The following is a 15,528-nucleotide window of genomic DNA, read 5'->3' as shown; positions in this document are numbered from 1 at the left end:
CGGGATTCTGCGCTTTTTCGTTGACAGGAAACCGCCCCTGACGTAAGGAAACAAAAGTTCTGACCGCAGCAGAAGCGGTTTTGCTTACGATTCCCCCATGACGTGAAAAAGCCTTGGCGGCTTTTTTGCGGCTGTTTCTTTTGAGTGCGGCGAATCGGCCTCGGCCCCAGACTTCTGGCAGTCGATCCGGTCCGGCTTGCAGGGAATAACCGAAATCCTTTATGGAGTAGCATCATGACCAAAGCTGAGCTCGTAGAAAAGATCCATGCCAAAGCCGGCCTGCCCACCAAGGCCAAAGCCGAAGAAGCTCTTGACGCCGTGGTGGCCTCGCTGCGCGAAGCCCTGGCCTCTGGCGAATCCGTGACCTTCACCGGTTTCGGCAGCTTCAAGGTGGTTGAGCGCGCCGCCCGCAAGGGTCGCAACCCCCGCACCGGCAAGGAAATCACCATTCCTGCCAGCAAGGTTGCCAAGTTCACGCCCGGCAAGGGCCTGAAAGACGCCATTAAGTAAATGGCGTAGCAGCACAATTTTTTCGGCGGCGCTATTGCCTTCACACAGGGTAATCGCGCCGTCGATATTTTCTCCCGCCTTGTACGCGGCATTTTGGCCGCCTCTGCATAAAGCCGGAGAAAACACCCCTGCGGAGGGGTGGCAGAGCGGTTGATCGCGGCGGTCTTGAAAACCGTTGAAGGTGTGAGCCTTCCGGGGGTTCAAATCCCTCCCCCTCCGCCAGTTCATAGCTTTATAAAAGATTTTTAAGGCTGAAAACCCAACGATAGCAGGGTTTTCAGCCTTTTTATTTGTACCGTAATGGTTTTTTAGAGTCGTTGAAAGTTGGTAAAACCTAGGGTAAAAACTAGGGTAAAGACATTTCGCAAGGAGATTTTACCCTATGGCAGCCAAAGCGTTGACAGACTTGGCGATAAAGGCGCTCAAGCCCCGTGAGAAGCCTTACAAAGTCGTTGATGGCAAAGTCCCCGGCCTCCTGTTGTCCGTCTCACGAACAGGCACAAAAGCATTTCTCTTGTCCTTCAAATACGGAGGTAAGTTCCAACTCCTCACTATCGGACGCTATCCCGATCTGTCCCTTACTGATGCCCGTATTGCTGCCCTTGAAGCAAAAAAAGCCATAGCTTCTGGCATCAACCCCGCTGCCGAAAAACAAAAAGAAAAAGCACAGGCCAAGGCCAAAGGAGTTACTTTTCACGATGCTGCAATTTTATGGTTCGAGCAAAGCAAGTCGCTATGGTCAGATGTGCATGCTAAAGACACTCACCAAAAATTGACCTGCTATGTGTACCCCCGCATTGGAAAGGAACCAATTTCAGCTGTCACCAAGTCAGATGTTAAGGCCATTTTAGATACTCTTAGCGCCCAAGGTAAGTACCCAACACTCAAGAAAGTGCGTTCGATTATATCCCAGATATTTCAATATGCCATAGCCCACGAATTTCCCGGTGTCGAATACGACTGGACTCCTTTGCTGCGCAGTAAAGGACTATACCAGCCTACCAAGGTCGTTCACCGTGCAGCACTGACCAACCCTAAAGACATAAGCCGTTTAATGAAGGCCATTTCCTCATATAAAGAGACTAGCTTCCAAACATGCATCGCATTAAAATTTTCTGCCCTGACCTTTTGCCGTCCCGGTGAAATTCGCCATGCGGAATGGGATGAACTGGACTTTGATGAAGCCCTGTGGCGGATTCCTGCTGCCAAAATGAAGATGGGCGAACCACACTTAGTTCCACTGGCAAAACAAGCCATAGAACTTTTGCACGAATTACACCCTATGACAGGCCATTCAAAATACCTATTCCCATCGGTGCGCACCGTTGACCGTCCAATGAGTGAAGCCACAATAACCGCTGCCCTGCGGCGTATGGGGTATAAAAAAGAGGAAATGTGTGCGCATGGCTTCCGGGGTATGGCTTCGACTCGGCTCAACGAGATGGGATCTAACCGCGATTGGATTGAACGCCAGCTTGCCCACGGGGAAAAGGATAAAATCAGGGCAGCTTACAACCATACTGATTTTTTGGCAGACCGTCGCAAAATGATGCAAGCGTGGGCCGACTATTTATATGGCCTGATGGAGGGCTAAGCCATGTTCTCAAAGCCCTACGCCCACTGGCATGTTTTGACGACCTGCACTTGCCCCGAGGAAATCCCCCGCCCCACTTGGGAGTATATCCAGAATGTGGCCAGGCGAATTGCACAAGCTGATTTTACTGCTGGATCAGCCGCTGAAATGGGCGAAAGGCTGCGCGCTTCTCTGGGGTTTGCTGATTGGGCCGAATTGAAAAATGCCGCCAGCCTTGAAGCTGACCTGATTGATTTTAAGAGCATCAGTGACACCATACAAAATGAATTTGACGGCAGTATATCCAGGTACGAGAGCGCACAAGATCATGGTTTTGAGGCAACACACAAAAAAATCCAGAGGCTTAGAAAGAGGCGTGGCCTTTGTTTGCGGAAAAGGACTGGCAGGCCAGCAGTACCGATTGCGCCCCTGTTTGATGAAATTGACGATGAAGGCCGCAAGCAAAGTCTGATTGAACGATATTGGACGCAAAGGGCACTGGCAAAAATCCATTGTGCCCTGAATAAAAAAAGGGACACCAAAACATAAATTGGTGTCCATATCTCGCCCATCATTCCCGTGGTAAAACCTCTTCTGACCCCAAAAAGGTTGGAGGAGGTTTTTAAATGTTTGTAGCCACAAATCCACTGCCATTCCGCTTCATCCGCCGAGCCGAGCTTCTTAGGACGCTTGGCATCTCTCGCAGCACGCTCGAAAGCCTCATTGCCCAAGGCGACTTCCCCGCACCGTTCAAGATTGGCGCTCGTGCTGTTGCTTGGCGCTCTAACGAGGTTGAGGCCGCAATGCAAGCCATGCCCCGCCTGAATGATGCTTATCAGCGTGCGCAAGCCATGCCCAGGGCACGTGGTTGATGGCCTGCCCTGCAGGCCCCCTTTAATAATTGGCACAGTACATACCTCATCACCAACAATCTAAAAGGATTTCATAATGTTAAATGGAGTACACCAGACACCAAAACCCATTCTTGACCAGCTGGTGTTCACTGTTCGTGTTGGTTACCGAGACCTGCATGGCATTTTGAGTGACGGGTTCGGCCCTGGCCGAATTTCGCGCTCGTATGTGCAGGGTAAGTACCAATGGGGCCTCACGTATTCAGCCATAGGCGTCTGGTGCTCTCGCTACCGCAACATTCACGGGTACTGTTATATCTGTGTCCCGGGGACGAGACAGCACCTATCAATCTTGGGGCTGCTTGCTGCCAAGCACGGCCTGCGCCTGCACCTCTATTCTCTCGAAGTCGCCTTTGACTTTCCCTGCCACGGCATGTCGCATGCTTTGACCAATATTTATCGTGGACGGCTTGCAAACAGCCTTGCGCCACGTCTTGGCCAGAAAATTAGGCGCGTCAACAAATCTGGTCACACTTTCCAATTCTGTTCTGATGGTGCCACCAACGGCAAAACGACCAGCTATTTTCACGCTCTGGACAAGTCGTTGCTGGAGCAGTCCATCTTCAAACGTGGCCAGTTCGTTGGTGCAACCACCAAGATTTATTGCAAGAAGCTGCACGACACTTGGCACATCCGCGTAGAAGCCACACTTTTCCGCAAGCAAATCAGGAAATTGACTCCTGTTTTGCCAAAACGGCTTGAAGAGTTGTGCGACCTTGAGGACCAGTTAAACTTTTCAGATTTTTGGGCTTTGAAGCGCGTCGATTACCAATCTTTCGAGGTTCGTGTCATGCGCATCGCCAGACGCGCGTGGTGTGGGCGATGCAGGGCTTGGGAACGCTTGTTTTCCTTGCTCAAAGAGGTCAAGGCCTCACCGTTTGTCGAGGCCAAAGCAAAAATGCAGGAAATCGCCATCCTTCTGGATTCTACTAAATTGAAAAACACACTTAATTCGCATTGTTATGATGTCAGCTTCATGGAAGTTCTGGCGACACCACTACAAGGTGAACCTTGCATGCAGCCCATCCACATCAAAATCAAAGGTGTGACAACCAGCGTTCTTGACTGGAATTGGCGCGAGGAACTTTTGGATGAGCCACAGCCAGCTTGATAAAGCCCACTTTTTTAATTTTTTACTTTATATTTTAGGATGTTGTAATGCCTTGTAATGTAAAACTATAAAATAACACACAAAAATAAATTGAGCATTGTAAACAGAATCATCTATTCGTTATTTAGGATTTTCAGCACTTGTGGAATGGTTTTTTAAACGTATAATTAACTTGAAATAACATTTTAACACTCTTTACAGGAGGATTCACCATGGTTCAAACAACATTCCGTTTCGTTCGCCGTAAAGAGCTTCTGGATTTGCTTGGTGGCGTTTCACGCAGCAAGCTCGAGGCAATGGTTGCATCTGGCGACTTGCCACAGCCGTATCATCTTGGCAAGCGTGCCGTTGGTTGGCGTTCTGACGAAGTTGAGCATGCATTGTCTGCTTTTTCGAGGGTTTCTGCCTCTGTGTATGGCGCTCCTGCTATGCGCCGGACACGTTAAGGATCGGTAGGTACGCATCATGGCCAAAGCTGCTACAGGCGCAAACTTCCCCAAAGAACTGCCGATAACGCCCGCTTGTTTTTTAACAACGAGCGCCGCGCCGGGTTCTTTGGGGAAGGTCTTTGCCCCAAAGGTTTTGCAGGCCGTTCTTGGTCCAGTTGAAGCGTCTGTTGTCCAGCACGTTTGGTATGCGACAAAAAATGAAAACAATTTCGCCATTTATGAAGACGAGGATGGCCACAACTGGCTTATCCAAAGTCGGGCAGAAATGGCAGCATTTCTTGTTGTGTCCTCAGACACGCTTTTTGCGAAATTTGGGGTCATGGCGCGCCTTGTCGATTATGGCCTTGTCCAAAAGGGCGTTCTCGAGACAGACAAAAATCAGGAAAAATCTTTGTGGCGCATCAGCTTTGACCGACTCGCACTGCTCATGATGCTGGTTTACCAACTTTACGCTTGCACCAAAGAAGCCGAGTGGATTGAGTTTGTAAAGGCAAATCCTGCTGTTGTGGGCAGCTTCACCTACAAAACGAAGACGAGTGAGGAGGCTTTGTTTCCGGGGATTGTTACGGACAACATGAAAAAGCGTGGCAAAAAGGCCAAAGAGTTCAAAAAACGCACTCCTTTCGCCATCACCAAAGCAGAACAAAATTTTGGTGAAAGGCTGTGCAGCGTCTGGGGCAAACACTCAAAATACATTCGCGCTATCCAACCCCCGGGGTGTGTACCACCCTTGGGGTGAGGCATTCCTGTCAAAAAATTGTGCAAAAGCCCCCCAGTGGCACACACCCCACCCCCCAGTGGCACACACCCCACCCACCCCGGTGGCACACACCCCACCAAAAACTGGGTTAAACCAATAACTACAGCGTGTTAATGGCCACATAGAGAGTAATACAAGAGAACTAAATGCAGAGCATGGTTACTACGTAACCATCTAGCATCCTGCGGATGCTTCTGACTTTGATTTCTGCTTTGCTGTTTTGGTGCTGAAGGACCACCAGAAGGATTGCCACCATGATTGCAAGTTTACCAGCAACTGCACCCACGTTTACGATTGAATGATGCCCGATGAGGTTGAACACGCTAACACTGGAATAGAAGCACTTTGGGGTGGAATGAGGACGACACCACCCGCAGCAACCTCATCGGAGACCAAGACGGCAAAAGCAGTTAGGTTGATAGGTGGGCGGACACCACATCCGCATGGTTGCTAACGTAACCAACTAATTTATTTTTATAAAAATCACACACAGATTTTTTTACCCTCATTTTTTACCCTGTTAACCCCCAAGAGGTCTGCTATGAAACGAACCAAGAAACCACATGAAAATATGCAGATGGACATGAATGCACGTGCTCCATCCAGACAGACTATTGGAGACCTAGCCGAAAACATTTCTGCCATTCAACATGGCCGCATTGATTGCCGTACGACCCGCGCCAGACGACTTCTTGCCATCCGGCAGCGGCTGGAGGACTCGCCTGCCGCCACCACCGCCGAGCTGCTCAAAGACCAGCTGGCCGTCAATGCCACCATTTCGGAAGAACTCATTCGCTACCTGGCTTCGCACGACTTTGAGGTTGTTGACTCTGACGGCAACATCAATCCCATTTTGGCAAAGCAGTGGGCGGATTCGCAACGGGCCATTTTGACGAGCGCCTCCGCGCTTTTGCGCCTCGGGGGCGGTACTGCCCCACAAAAGACAAAACAGGCCAGCATGCGCAAAGGAACAGCCCTTCTTGCGGACGAGACAATGGGCGATGATAACGACATCAGCGCCCTCGTTTTACAGGTGAACAGCGGCGTAGGCATTACCGACTAATATTCAGCCAGCACGGAGATTCTCATGAACGATTTCAAGAACGCAACTACGGAATGCACCGAGGCGACCATGGGTGATGATTACGACACAGGCAACACACCTGAAGAAGACCTTATGATTATGCGCGCCCTGACTTTGGGCCAAGTCGTCGATCTTGGCAACGGCCTATACTCTATCGACCCTGCTGTGGCTGCTGCCCTCTTGGATGGCCAGAAGAAACGCTATTTCAACGGGTAGCAAAACTATGCAACGGACATTTACACCACAACAAGTCCAGAGCTGGCAGGAGGGGGCATCTGGCTTCCTCCGCTGGCTTGAGGACATCCAGCCACGAGTGCCCGGCCCCAGAGGGACTCCAATTGTCTTCAAGGTCGAAACATTTCAGGAACAAGCAATACGGAGGATGCTAGCCCGCAAGCGCAATGGGGATTTCAAATATGGAACAATCGGCATGACCTGGCCCCGCCGCCACTCGAAAACCACATTGGCTGCCCTGCTGGTCTTGTGGCGGCTGACAACCAAGGTCAATGAAAACATCCTCGCAATGGCAAACTCTGAGAGGCAGGCCAGTTCTGTTGGCTTTGGCGTTGCTCGCCGCATTGTGATGCAGACACCAGCATTACTTCAACAAGTCGGCAGGGAGAACATCCAGCAGTATCGGATAGCCGTGCCAGCACTCGGCTCACAGCTAAGAACCGTCAGCAATAACGTGGCTGGCCTGTATGGCGAGCGTGTCACTTGTGCTTGGTGCAGCGAGGTGCATGCCGCTTTCAGTGACGAGGCCCTACAGATTCTTGCATCCAGCCTTGGCGACAGCATTAACAGTTGGCTACTGATTGACTCCACCACTGATAGCATTGGCGGAATCCTGCACAGGCTCGAACAGCTACAGGAGACGGGCGAGGACACAACCGTATTCATCCATCGGATAGAATACGCCAACCTTGATGAAGCCTTGCAGAAGTCTCCGTCTTGGATTCGCCGCGACTGGCTCCGCTCACGCCAAAAGCAACTGCTGCCAGCCACATTTGCCAGCCAACACCTTAACCAGAGGCTGGAAAGCACGAGCAGCCTGTTTGCCGCCACCGATATTGAGATTTGTCAGGGGCGATTGCCCCACCCCATGACGAAAGCAGACATCGAAGCAGTGGCCGAGAGCCGTTCCTTTGTCGTGGGCTTTGGGCTTGACCGTGCCTATGGATTCAGCCAGCACGGCGACAGCACCATCGCCACAACCACAGCCAAGATTGCCGGGAGTGATGGCGAAGAGCCGCATTACTATGTTGCCCGGCAAGAAAAGGTGTTTGGCAGCTTGGGCAAACTCATCAAAAAAGAGATGCTGGCTGCAAACGAAGCATTCGGGCTGCATAACATGGTGCTTGAGAGCTACAACTGCCAAGATTTGCATGCATGGGCACAGGAACAAGGCTTGCCATGCGAACTGGTCCACGCCACCACACAGTCACAACAGCCCGCCTTTCTCGAATTGCACAGAATTGTACGTGAGCAACGGCTGCACTTCTCACAGGAGTTGACCGAACTGGCCAGTGAGATGCAGACATTTTCCTATGAACTCAAGGCTGGCAATGTTCGTTTTGGCAGTGACCGTTTTCATGATGACCGCGTTTATTCCTTGTGCTGGAGCATATACGCGCTCCGTAAACAAGAACTTGCCAGCTACACCATAGACAACATTTCCTGCACCTCAAGGTCCACACACGCGCAGGCTTGTTACCTCAGGGGAGGCGATTTGATTCTGCCATGTGGACAAACATGCCGAGCGCATCTTGAAGTCCAAGCCATGTATAACCAATACCGCAAGGGAAATGTTGATGCTGACCTCACACTACCAGCATTTTTTGCAAACCTTGTTCGCGTGGATGGCGTCACAGTCTTTTTGTGACATGCAAATAGAACACTGATAAGTCAATATTCTATTGTCGTTGATTATTCTTTAAGAGCTATATTATCATTGGCGCAAGAGGTGAAATTATGTTTTTTGCGCCAAAAACAACTGAAATTGTGCAAAATGCATTCCGCGAAGCAATGCAAAATGCTCAATCACAGCGTAAGCAATCCACTGCTCACAGGCTGGATTTGTATAATAACGCTATCATTGAACATATGCTTGAGCAGATTTGCACTGTTTACAAGACACCAGAGCATGTTTCGCCCGTCACAGTTAATATCCTGCGCAAAATCATTAACCGCCTCGCCTGTGTGTATCTTCAAGATGCCACGCGCACAATTGACGGCACAGAGACGGACAAGCACATTTATGCCGTAATTGAGGACAGCACAGCATTGCCAGTCAGAATGAAGCAGGCCAACCGCCTTGCCAAACTGACTGGCAATGTCCTTTTGCGCCCCGTGTGGCGCAATGGGGCAATGGCTCTGGATATTCTGACGGGCGATATTTTGGACGTTGTGACAGGTGACTCCCCGGAAGACCTCATATCCGTTCTTGTGACCCACCACCCGCAGAACGGCCGCTCAGAAGAGATGTCTTACTCATTCTGGACTGCTCTTGAATTTCAGCGGCTGGATTACAAGGGCAAGGCCATTGAAACCATGCCGAATCCTTATGGCGTGTTGCCTTTCATCCCTGTGTGGAGCCAAGCCCCCACCGATTGCTTTTGGCTGCCCGGTGCGGAAGACCTTGCGCTACTGCAAAGCGCCATCAATGAACGGCTTACTGACCTCTGCTACACACTGCGCTTTCAATCTTTTGGAGTTGGCTACGTCAAGGGCGCCAAAACGAAGAGCACCAACCTTGGCACAACCGTTCTGGAAGCTGGCCCCAGCAGCATGCTCTTGCTGCCTGAAAATGCGGAAGTCGGATTTGTCAGCCCTCAGACACCGGTGGAAGCCTGCCTTGAAGCCATCGACAAACTGATGAAGTGGGCAGCGGTCAGCAACGGCCTGCCAGCCTCAAGTATGAGCCTAAACCCCACAGAGGAATCCGGCATTTCCAAGGTTGTGAGCAACTCCGAGCTTGAAGAATACCGCCGAGATGATATTGCCGCTTTTGCTCGAACCGAAGCCCAGCTTTTCAATTTGTGCCGCACAGTGTGGAACACCCACAACCCCACTCAACAGTTGAGCGAAGCAGCCACAATCACCATTGATTTTTACGACCCCAAGCCAACAGTCACGGCCTCTGAACAGCTCAAGGAATGGCAAGGCATGATGGAGCTTGGCCTATTGTCGCCTGTTGATGTCCTCATTGAGAAGAATCCAGACCTCACCCGCGACATGGCAAAGGCCAAGCTCCTGCAAATCCGCGACGAACTGGCAGAATTTGGACAAAATTTACTCGTCTAGCCCAGACGTTAAAAGAGGAGATTCCCCATGAGTACAGACACCACGCCCGCCAGCGATAACGGCGAACTGGACAAGGAAGCCCCCGCCCCGGCCCCACAGCCTGACAAAAAAGAACCCGGCGCAGTGCCTTACAGCCGTTTTCAGGAAGTCAACGAGCAGCGCAAAGGCCTCGAAGCCACATTGAACAGCCTCATTGACGAAATGGTGCCCGAAGATATGCGCGACCTCGTGCCGGACTTGCCCCCCCAGCAGAAAGTCGCTTGGCTCAAAACCGCCAAAGAGCGGGGGATATTCGCCAAGCCTCAAGACGTTCCGTCTTCAAGCCCGGATGCCAAACGCCCCGGCGGGAAAAAACAAATTGACCTTAGCGGCCTGAGCGCCATGCAGAAAATGCAGCACGCTTTCGGCCAAAAGTAGGAGTATATGATGCTTACCATTCTTGAAGCTGCGAAGTTCAAACAGGACCCTCTCCAGCAGGCCGTAGTCGAAACCTTTGCGCAGACTTCCCCCGTTCTGCAATACTGCCCGTTCATGGACGTTGCTGGCTCCGCGTATCAGTTCAACCTTGAGCAGACCCTGCCCGGTGTGACCTTCCGCGAAATCAACGCGACCTATACCGAATCCACAGGCGTTGTGCAGCATGTGACTGAAAACCTCAAGGTGTTCGGCGGCAGTGCCAAGGTTGACCGCGCCCTCGTCAAAACCCAGGGTAAGGAAGCCGACCTTCTGGCCGTCCAGACAATGATGAAAGCCAAAGCGGCCGCCCTCAACTTTACCGCTGCCTTCTTCAAGGGCGATGTCGAAACCAATGCGGTGAGCTTTGACGGCATGCAGAATCGTTTGACTGGCTCACAGGTCCTCAACATGGGCGGTGCCCTGACACTCGCCAAGGTTGATGAACTCATTGACGCCGTACAGGGTACGCCCACAGTCCTTTTCATGTGTAAAGACCTGCGCCGCAAGGTCAACGCGCTTATGCGTGCTTCTGGTCAGGCCACTGAAACCGTGGCTGACGTGTTTGGCCGTCAGATTCCTGCTTATGCGGGCATCCCCATTGGCGTTATCGAAGACGATGCGGACGGCAATCCCATTCTGGGCTTTAACGAAGCAGGCAGCTCCGCCTCCATTTACGCCGTGCGCTTTGGTGCCGCCGAATATGTTTCCGGCCTGCAATGCGGCGAACTCGAAACCATCGACATGGGCATTGTGCAGAGCTGGCGGCAAATTGACATCGAGTGGATTGTGTCCTTTGCAATTTTCAACGGCAAAAGTGCTGCCCGCCTGTCTGGCATCACAGCCGCTTAAACATCACACGCCCTACCAAGCGTATGAGCCATAAGCGCCTATTGGAATTGGTCTTAATTCCCGACAAGGGTAAGGCGCAAGGGTATCCTCCTTAGATAAGGCCAATCCCGGTGACTGGACATCGAAAACGCGGGCAGGGGCATAAAGCCTTTATGCCCGTTCCTTTTTTATGGAGAACAACTATGACACCAATCATCGACGAAATTTTTAAGCAGCAGCATCGGGCCGAAGGCCGCGCAAATGCCCTTGTAGACGAAATCATTGAAGCATTAACCGCCGCACTTGAAAACTTGACGGCTCAGGTGGTTGCTCTACGGGTACGTTTTTTATCTGCCCGGCCTTGGGAACAAGAAAGCCTGCAACGTAAAAAGGGCTTTCTTGAAGCACAGCGGAAAGCAGTCGAAAAAGCCATTAATGAAGTATACGAAAGCAAGGCCTCTGCTCTCCTTACAGCTACACAGGACACTATGACATATGTTCAGGCTGAAACTGCCAGCCTTGGCCTTGCTAACCGCCTCGCGTTTGAGGTTGGCAGCCTGCACCTTGACCTGGATACAGTCACAGCATGGGCACAGGTCACTACCATTGAAGGGCTGACTATGACCGAGTGGCTAAAGCGCATGGCACGGCACACGGCCGACAAAATTGTGCAGGCTGGGCGCGAATCTATTATTCAGGGTTTGACCGTGCGGCAGATGGCAAAGCTGCTCCGTCAAAGGGGGGTAGAGAACAGCAGGCCCGCCATAGAAAGCCTAGCCCGTACCTACCTAATTTCAGCCAGCAACTACGCACGGGAGCAGGCAATGGAAGTCCTTGGAGCTGACCTTGATTTCAAATGGCAATATGTCGCCACTTTGGATGGACGTACCTGCATTATGTGCGGAGTTGATGACGGCAAGATTTACAAAAAAGACGACAAAAGGCCGTCACTGCCACGGCACATAAATTGTCGTTGTACCTACATTCCTGTTTTTGATGAAACACTGGATGATGCAACGCGCCCAGCAGTCAAACATAATGAGCGGACTGTCCAGCACCGTGACGGCAGCACCAGCACAAAATTTACTATAGACCGTGTGGACCACGTACCGGCCCAAGAAACATACAGCCAATGGATGGAGCGACAGCTCAAGGAAGACCCTGCTTTTGTCCAGCAGGTGTTGGGAAAAACACGGTTTGAGCTATTTCAGAAAGGAGAACTTACTTTGAAGAAGATGGTTGTGGATGGCAGAATAAAAACGCTGTCTGGCATGTAGGTATGCAGGAGCAAACATAGATTCGCTCATCTTCTATCTTCAAATGAAAAGCCAAGGCTCAAGCCCTTGGCTTTATAATTTTACAAATTAGTTATAACACCAATGTACAGATACACCACAAGAGCTGCCTAATGCCGCCTCTTAAGAACCCTTGGGCCGTTATCGCTATCAGCCCTTGCCACATTCTCTTCCATGTATACGATTGTAACCGTAGGTAACATATATCCTTTCTTACTAAAGCAGGCTTCAATATCGGCAACTTTTGATATGGAAGAATTTTGTTCTGCTTCTGACATAACCCACCAATTTTTTTGCCAAAAATATGTGACCCACGAGCCAGTGACCTCGCGCGTAGCCACGTTATTGGACAACAACAAACCTCTTTGGTTTGCGGCCATAGCTCGCTGTTCATCATTGCACAAAAAAGGAGCTTCATCATATTGTTTTTTTCTTTCTACTAACTCAACCCTAGCTTGTTCTTTTTTTACTTCAGCTAATTTTTCCTTTTCATTTATATAAGAATAAGAAAAGTAACAATATCCAATTATTGCAAAAATTGAAATCATTATACTAAGCCATTTATTAGACTCACACGACACAATAAAAATAGATAAAAGTAAAGAAAGTATACCTGAAATTATAAATGCTAGAAAAAAAGCTAAAATAGTAAATAGATAAAAATCTAGCATATGGAATGATGCAATGAATAAAGCTACTCCAAAAACAGGCACTAATATTTTAAATTGCATATCTTTTTCTTCATCTGTGCATTTCTGTGAAACATTAGTGCAAGGTATATCAATTTTTATTTCTGGCAGCTTCTTGACCTTACTTCTATTTTCAGTTTGCGGATCTGGAATATTCATATGTTCTCCTTTGTAAAAGTCTATCACAACTTAATATATTTATATTATTGCTGTAGATATCGTAATTCAAATATCCATCAATCTTACCATTGTCAAGATCGAGAGACTTTACCCCACTGCGGTACCACTTGTAAGTTAGTGGTTCCTAATGGTTACCCATAATTTTTATCTGTGTGTAGTGTGCCCTAAACGATATCACCCAGAGTAGAAAAAATATTTGGATCTTCCAGGTTTCCCGTGGGTGACGTTACCCAAAAAAATTAGCAAGTTAGCACAAGGCGGTGCACCTTCTTGCCCCCAACTTCTCGCGCCTCATGATGAAAGCCTGCATGGCGCAACTGCCTATAAAAACACAAGAAGCCTTTGGAGGAGAGAAGAAAAACACCTTCAAAGTGCTCGAAACCGAGAAAAAGTTTTGCCCTTCATGGCGATTACTTTTCCGCCAACATGCTGGCATCACTGACATGCCCTACCCACGGAAAACCCGGAAGAGCCATATTTTCTTTAATAATTGGATAATAACTGCATATTACAAGCAAGTCATCACCCCAAAATGGCATTGCACTTTAATAATCAAGACCACACAAAGGACAACTAATATTAGGGTAAATTTGATGGTAAAAAAATAAACAAAAAAAATTATATGTAATTAATATTTATATTTAATCTAAAACTTTAATCCCTCCCCCTCCGCCAGAAATATCGGCAATTATTGCAATCAAAAGGCGCCCCTTACTCAGGGTCGCCTTTTGACGTTTTAGATAATGCGCCGCCGCAACAGAGGATCTGCCGCCGCAGCAAAAGCGTCTTCTCTTCCGGCAGACCGGGCCAGTTCATACGCCTGCGAGGCTTCGGCAAGCCCGTCATCAAGAAGAAAGTTATTCAGGCAAGCCATGGCGTAATCCAGATTGGCGCGCCAGTCCCCTGGGGCGTCTAGGCTCAGGCGTGCCTTGTAATCAAGTGCAAGATGGCAAAAAGGCGTTTTATCACTGCATAGCGCCATTTTTTGCACCCATTGCCGGGCACTTTTGTCATCTTCAATGAACTGCTGCGCCATCTGGGTCATCTCGAATGCTGTTTCCGGGCAGTGCCTCATCGGGTCAAAGTGAAAACCCGGCTGGCAGAAGCGCCCGGTGTCTGCAAGTATATCGGCCCAGACAAGACAAGCCTGAAAGACATCTTGGGGAGCAGGGATGTCGGGGCAACGATGCCTTTGTTGCTCGAAGCAGACCATGTACAACGGCAACTCGCCCAGACGGAGCGCCGCCACGGCGCAGGCCGTGTGCAGATCAAGGGAGCTTTCGCCGTCATCCAGACGGGAGCTGCCGCTATCAGCTCCCAAAATCATGACAAGCAGGCTCCTCGCCTCTTCCAGCTGCCAGCTTTCCAGCAGCAGACGCAGACGCATTGCCAGCACATCAGGATGCGGGGGCTGGTGCTCAAGCAAGGCACCCATCGCAGGGAGGTGCTTTTCATAGGCGGGGTTTGAGCGCGCCCACTGAATGCAGGCCAAGGCAAAGACGCGCTCTGCAGCACCGTGATCCATTGTCTGCGCCGCAAGAGAAGGGAGCATGCCCATGAGCCCGGCAGCCCGGTGCTCCTGAAGGTGGTTCTTCAACACCCTCTGCTGGGCTGCTTTGCCGATTTTCTCTGCAATTGCGGGACGTACAGCCAGAAAGGAAAGAAGATCGTCCAGTTCGAGAGCATGCTTATATGTCAGAACCTCACTGCCAGGCTCAAAATTGACCGCCAAATCTTCGCCTATGTCTTCGGTGAGCACACAGCAACCACAGGAAGCACCTTCCATGATACGGAAGTTGAATTCCCGGCAAATGGATTCATTGGGCAATGTGCGGGTGTTGTCATACAAAGCCAGCATGTCCTGAAAAGAAAGAATGCAGGGGACGACGCCATGCCGCTGCTCCAGCAACTGCGCAAACCGGAAGCGCTGGTGCCGGTTCTGATCGATACGCCCTACAAACGAGGCCGTATGACTGCGCGCGCCATGCGGGCGCCACTGCCGGGCAGAGCCTGGAATGGCAAGACTGCGTACGTCCCGCAGCCGCCATTCGCATGGCATGGCGGCGAACAGGCTTTTATGGGGTGTAAGCACCACATCAAATAGCCTCCCGTACCATCGCTGCCAGAAAAGGTTGAGATGACTGTCTACCGCCCAAAATATCTTGGGGCAGCCCAGCTCGGCCAAACCGCTCAAAAGAATCCTGCGGCCTATGTGCTCCATCTGGATGACCACATCCGGCCGAAAGATTCCTCCTTCTGACGAGGAATCTTCCAGTAGCCGTTGCACAGGCACAATACCAGCGGCGTCAAGATTAACTCTCCGCACGTTGTGCCCTGGCATTTCCCCAAGGTCGTAATCAATCAGCAGAATATTCATAC

Annotated in this window: 17 protein-coding genes and 1 tRNA gene; 16 read left to right on the top strand and 2 right to left on the bottom strand. The window is 50.3% G+C overall.

Annotated elements, in window-relative coordinates; translation table 11 throughout:
* Nucleotides 1-234: 234 nt before the first annotated feature.
* From ACUZ79_RS01705 to ACUZ79_RS01635, 15 genes are all read left to right on the top strand, one after another.
* Nucleotides 235-510: an HU family DNA-binding protein gene (locus tag ACUZ79_RS01705; RefSeq protein WP_022659096.1), complete on the top strand. Its 276-nt coding sequence runs from the start codon at nt 235-237 to the stop codon at nt 508-510.
* 132 nt (nt 511-642) lie between these two features.
* A tRNA-Ser gene (locus ACUZ79_RS01700) sits at nt 643-732 on the top strand.
* A 160-nt stretch (nt 733-892) separates the two neighbouring features.
* Nucleotides 893-2,104 carry a tyrosine-type recombinase/integrase gene (locus ACUZ79_RS01695; RefSeq protein WP_449250519.1) on the top strand — a complete coding sequence of 404 codons (1,212 nt, stop codon included), beginning with the start codon at nt 893-895 and terminating at the stop codon, nt 2,102-2,104.
* A 3-nt stretch (nt 2,105-2,107) separates the two neighbouring features.
* Nucleotides 2,108-2,632 (top strand): hypothetical protein, encoded by a 525-nt coding sequence (locus ACUZ79_RS01690; RefSeq protein WP_449250518.1) that lies wholly within the window; start codon nt 2,108-2,110, stop codon nt 2,630-2,632.
* Between the two features lie 77 nt (nt 2,633-2,709).
* Nucleotides 2,710-2,955 carry a helix-turn-helix transcriptional regulator gene (locus ACUZ79_RS01685; RefSeq protein WP_449250517.1) on the top strand — a complete coding sequence of 82 codons (246 nt, stop codon included), beginning with the start codon at nt 2,710-2,712 and terminating at the stop codon, nt 2,953-2,955.
* Nucleotides 2,956-3,031: 76 nt separating this feature from the next.
* A complete protein-coding gene (locus tag ACUZ79_RS01680) occupies nt 3,032-4,105 on the top strand; it encodes a hypothetical protein (RefSeq protein ID WP_449250516.1) in 1,074 nt (357 codons plus the stop codon).
* Nucleotides 4,106-4,317: 212 nt separating this feature from the next.
* Entirely contained in the window at nt 4,318-4,551 is a 234-nt protein-coding gene (locus ACUZ79_RS01675) for a helix-turn-helix transcriptional regulator (RefSeq protein ID WP_449250515.1), read from the top strand.
* Nucleotides 4,552-4,570: 19 nt separating this feature from the next.
* Nucleotides 4,571-5,293, top strand: coding sequence for a hypothetical protein (locus ACUZ79_RS01670; protein ID WP_449250514.1), 723 nt, complete (start codon nt 4,571-4,573; stop codon nt 5,291-5,293).
* 562 nt (nt 5,294-5,855) lie between these two features.
* On the top strand, nt 5,856-6,377 hold the full coding sequence (locus ACUZ79_RS01665) for a hypothetical protein (RefSeq protein ID WP_449250513.1): 522 nt from the start codon (nt 5,856-5,858) through the stop codon (nt 6,375-6,377).
* Nucleotides 6,378-6,401: 24 nt separating this feature from the next.
* Nucleotides 6,402-6,614, top strand: a complete 213-nt coding sequence (locus ACUZ79_RS01660; RefSeq protein WP_449250512.1) for a hypothetical protein — start codon at nt 6,402-6,404, stop codon at nt 6,612-6,614.
* Between the two features lie 166 nt (nt 6,615-6,780).
* Nucleotides 6,781-8,280: a hypothetical protein gene (locus ACUZ79_RS01655; protein ID WP_449250511.1), complete on the top strand. Its 1,500-nt coding sequence runs from the start codon at nt 6,781-6,783 to the stop codon at nt 8,278-8,280.
* Between the two features lie 221 nt (nt 8,281-8,501).
* Nucleotides 8,502-9,701, top strand: coding sequence for a hypothetical protein (locus ACUZ79_RS01650; RefSeq protein ID WP_449250510.1), 1,200 nt, complete (start codon nt 8,502-8,504; stop codon nt 9,699-9,701).
* Nucleotides 9,702-9,728: 27 nt separating this feature from the next.
* Complete coding sequence (locus ACUZ79_RS01645; protein ID WP_449250509.1) at nt 9,729-10,118, top strand: hypothetical protein; 390 nt, start codon at nt 9,729-9,731, stop codon at nt 10,116-10,118.
* 9 nt (nt 10,119-10,127) lie between these two features.
* Nucleotides 10,128-11,006: a major capsid protein gene (locus tag ACUZ79_RS01640; RefSeq protein ID WP_449250508.1), complete on the top strand. Its 879-nt coding sequence runs from the start codon at nt 10,128-10,130 to the stop codon at nt 11,004-11,006.
* 182 nt (nt 11,007-11,188) lie between these two features.
* Nucleotides 11,189-12,262: a phage minor head protein gene (locus ACUZ79_RS01635; protein ID WP_449250507.1), complete on the top strand. Its 1,074-nt coding sequence runs from the start codon at nt 11,189-11,191 to the stop codon at nt 12,260-12,262.
* A 128-nt stretch (nt 12,263-12,390) separates the two neighbouring features.
* On the opposite strand, the gene ACUZ79_RS01630 is transcribed toward ACUZ79_RS01635, so the two are convergent.
* Nucleotides 12,391-13,128: a hypothetical protein gene (locus ACUZ79_RS01630; RefSeq protein ID WP_449250506.1), complete on the bottom strand. Its 738-nt coding sequence runs from the start codon at nt 13,126-13,128 to the stop codon at nt 12,391-12,393.
* Nucleotides 13,129-13,457: 329 nt separating this feature from the next.
* Between ACUZ79_RS01630 and ACUZ79_RS01625 the strand changes: the two genes are divergently transcribed.
* Nucleotides 13,458-13,757 carry a hypothetical protein gene (locus tag ACUZ79_RS01625; RefSeq protein WP_449250505.1) on the top strand — a complete coding sequence of 100 codons (300 nt, stop codon included), beginning with the start codon at nt 13,458-13,460 and terminating at the stop codon, nt 13,755-13,757.
* Between the two features lie 128 nt (nt 13,758-13,885).
* Here ACUZ79_RS01625 and ACUZ79_RS01620 read toward each other — a convergent pair whose 3' ends face one another.
* Nucleotides 13,886-15,526, bottom strand: a complete 1,641-nt coding sequence (locus ACUZ79_RS01620) for a glycosyltransferase family protein (RefSeq protein WP_449250504.1) — start codon at nt 15,524-15,526, stop codon at nt 13,886-13,888.
* Between the last annotated feature and the right edge of the window lie 2 nt (nt 15,527-15,528).

The organism is Desulfovibrio faecalis (genome assembly GCF_053570625.1).
Note: the sequence above shows the minus strand (reverse complement) of the source record. Positions and strands in the feature narration are given on the sequence as shown.